Genomic DNA, 3,226 nt, shown 5'->3' with positions numbered 1-3,226 from the left:
TCGATGCCGAACGGGTTGGCGCAAATCGCCCATCCGGTTTCGGTCTGCCACCAGTGGTCGATCACGGGAACGTCCAGCACCTTGGCCGCCCAGTGATAGGTCTCCGGGTCGAGGCGCTCGCCGGCCACGAACAGCGCCTGCAGCGAGGACATGTCGTAGTCCTTGACCAAGTCACCCTCGGGGTCCGCCTTACGAATCGCGCGCAGGGCGGTGGGCGCGGTGAACAGCGCCTTCACACCGTGATTGTCGATCCGCTTCCAAAAGGCACCGGCATCCGGGGTGCCCACGGGCTTCCCTTCGTAGAGAACCGTGGTGGCACCCACCAGCAGCGGCGCATACACGATGTAGGAGTGGCCCACGACCCAGCCGACGTCCGAGGCGGTCCACATGACCTCGCCCTCACCCACGTCGTAAATGTTCTTCATGGACCACGTCAGCGCCACAGCGTGCCCGCCGTTGTCGCGCACCACGCCCTTGGGCTTACCCGTGGTTCCGGAGGTGTAGAGGATGTAGAGCGGATCGGTGGCCGCCACGGTCACGGCGTCCGCGGGTTCAGCCTTTTCCAGGGCCTCGGTCCAGGACAGCCATGCGGGGGCGTTCGCCACGCCTTCAGCGCGCTCGCGAGCGTGGGCCACGGTGTTCTCGAAACCCTCTCGTTCGTGGACCAGGACCGCCGACGGCGCGTGGTCACTGACCTCCAGGGCCTCCTCGACGGACGGGATGTACTCGATCCGGCGCTTGGGTTCAACGCCACCCGAGGTCGTCACGATCACGGTCGGCCGGGAATCGTCAATGCGGCTGGCGAGCTCCCGGGGAGCGAACCCGCCGAACACGACCGAGTGAACCGCGCCCAAACGAGCACACGCGAGCATCCCGACCACGGACTCCGCAATCATGGGCATGTACAGCAGAACACGGTCCCCCTTCCGCACGCCCTGGTCCGCGAGCGCGCCGGCAAACAACTTCACGCGCTCCAGGAGCTCGCCGTAGGAAATCTGTTCCTGGATGTCCAGCACGGCCGAGTCGTAAATGAGGGCGGTGCGGTCTCCGTGTCCGGCTGCCACGTGGCGGTCCAGTGCGTTGGCACACGTGTTCAACTCCGCGTCGGGGAACCAACGGTAGATGGGCGCCTTGGAGTCATCGAGGGCCTTACTGGGAGGCGTAATCCACTCGACGGCCTGAGCAGCGTCGAGCCAGAACTGCTCCGGGTTGCTGACACTGTTCTCGTAAACGGATGCGTACGTAGCCTGGGACATGATCACTCCGACATCATTGTGGGACTCGCTGGATGGCTAGGCCTCCAGGCTAGTGTTATGAGTCACACGTTTCAACAGCTTTGTATACATAGCTTGGCCTTTTCGGGAATGTTTCCGGAAAGTCTCGCCCTGATCCGCCATCTGTGTATACACTCGAGCTGATTGCTGCGACTGAGAAGGAGGTGTCATGCGAGCTGGGGAACGCGCTTACCAGGCATTGCGCGCAGACATCGTGGAATGGCGCTTGCCACCGGGGCAGGTGCTCGGCGAAGTCGAGTTGTCCGAGCGGCTCGGCATCTCCCGCACGCCGGTGCGGGAAGCGCTGTCCCGGCTCACCGCGGACGGCCTGACCGAACCCCACAACGGCCGCGGCGTCGTCGTGGCGACCATTTCCGCCGAGGATGTGCGCTCTCTCTACGAATTCCGCGACAGCCTCGACTGCCGAGCCGCGGAGTTGGCCGCCCGCCGCGGCAACCCCGAGGTCTTTCGCGCGCTCGCCGCTGACCTGCGTCGCGCCGTGGACGGCCTCACCAGCGACGACGATCCGGACCACGTCTCCTATTACGAACTGGTTCAGCGCATGGACGCCGCCATTGACGAGGCCGCCGCGAACCCGTTTCTGCGCCAGGCCCAAGCGGGCGTCCGGCTGCACCTGGCCCGAGTCCGCAAGCTCTCCAAGTCGGATCCGCAACGCCTGGCATCCGCCGCGGACGAGCATCAGCGCATTGCCCAGGCCATTGCGGACGGCGATCCGGCCCTGGCCATTGCCACAACCCGCGTGCACCTGAGCAACGCCCTACAGCACGCGTTGAACACCAAAGAATTGGCACCGGTGCGGCCCGCCGCATCGTGACCACACCACCCGCGCGGCACCAACCGGCCCGCGCCCAACGGATCTGAGGAAGGCTCCCCGTGACCGTCAAGCACACCGTACGTACGTACTCGTCCAAGGAAAATCTGCCCCGTGAGGAGCAACTGGCCTACAAACTGGCCAAGGTGGCCACCGACCCGGTCGAGGTCGATCCCGACGTGGTCGACATGGTCATCAACCGGATTATCGACAATGCGTCGGTTGCCATTGCCTCCTTGAACCGGGGCCCCATTGTTTCGGCTCGCACGCAGGCGCTGGGGCACAAGGTCACCGAAGGTTCCGGTTTCACGGGCAACGGTGCCCTCTTGTACGGAGCTCCCGACAACAACGCCGCGGTGTCCCCGGAATGGGCCGCCTGGGCCAACGGCGTGGCAGTGCGTGAGTTGGACTATCACGACACCTTCCTGGCCGCCGAATACTCCCACCCCGGCGACAATATTCCCCCGATCCTGGCCGTGGCCCAGCACGTGGGCAGCAACGGCAAGGATCTGATTCGCGGTATCGCGACCGGTTACGAGGTCCAGGTGGACCTCGTGAAGGGCATTTGCCTGCACGAGCACAAGATCGACCACATCGCCCACATCGGCCCGTCCGCGGCCGCCGGTATCGGCACGCTGCTGGGTCTGGACACCGAGATCATTTTCCAGGCCATCGGTCAGGGTCTGCACACCACCACCGCGACCCGCCAATCACGCAAGGGCGAGATCTCCACCTGGAAGGCACACGCTCCGGCGTTCGCCGGCAAGATGGCGATCGAGGCCGTGGACCGCGCGATGCGCGGACAGACCTCCCCCACGCCCATTTACGAAGGCGAAGACGGCGTGATCGCGTGGCTGCTCTCGGGCCCCGATGCCTCCTACGAGGTTCCGCTGCCGGAACAGGGCGAAGCCAAGCGCGCCATCCTGGACACCTACACCAAGGAACACTCCGCCGAGTACCAGGCCCAGGCCTGGATCGACCTGGCACGCAAGCTGCACAACGACCACCCCGAGGTCGCGGACCCCAACAACGTGCAGTCCATCCTGATCAAGACATCGCACCACACCCACTACGTGATCGGCTCCGGCGCCAACGATCCCCAGAAGTACGATCCCACGGC

General features: G+C 65.1%; 3 protein-coding genes. 2 read left to right on the top strand and 1 reads right to left on the bottom strand.

What is annotated here, in order from left to right; genetic code table 11:
• A partial coding sequence (locus tag Q4E95_RS12215; RefSeq protein ID WP_303383565.1) for an AMP-binding protein occupies window positions 1-1,256 on the bottom strand: 1,256 nt, incomplete at its 3' end.
• Window positions 1,257-1,443: 187 nt separating this feature from the next.
• Here Q4E95_RS12215 and Q4E95_RS12210 point away from each other — a divergent pair.
• Both Q4E95_RS12210 and Q4E95_RS12205 read left to right on the top strand, forming a co-directional pair.
• Entirely contained in the window at window positions 1,444-2,109 is a 666-nt protein-coding gene (locus Q4E95_RS12210) for a GntR family transcriptional regulator (RefSeq protein ID WP_303383564.1), read from the top strand.
• A gap of 59 nt (window positions 2,110-2,168) precedes the next feature.
• Window positions 2,169-3,226, top strand: a 1,058-nt coding sequence (locus tag Q4E95_RS12205; protein ID WP_303383563.1) for an MmgE/PrpD family protein, incomplete at its 3' end; no start/stop codon positions are given.

This window comes from Kocuria sp., assembly GCF_030536815.1.
GTDB classification, from domain to species: domain Bacteria; phylum Actinomycetota; class Actinomycetes; order Actinomycetales; family Micrococcaceae; genus Kocuria; species Kocuria gwangalliensis.
Note: the sequence above shows the minus strand (reverse complement) of the source record. Positions and strands in the feature narration are given on the sequence as shown.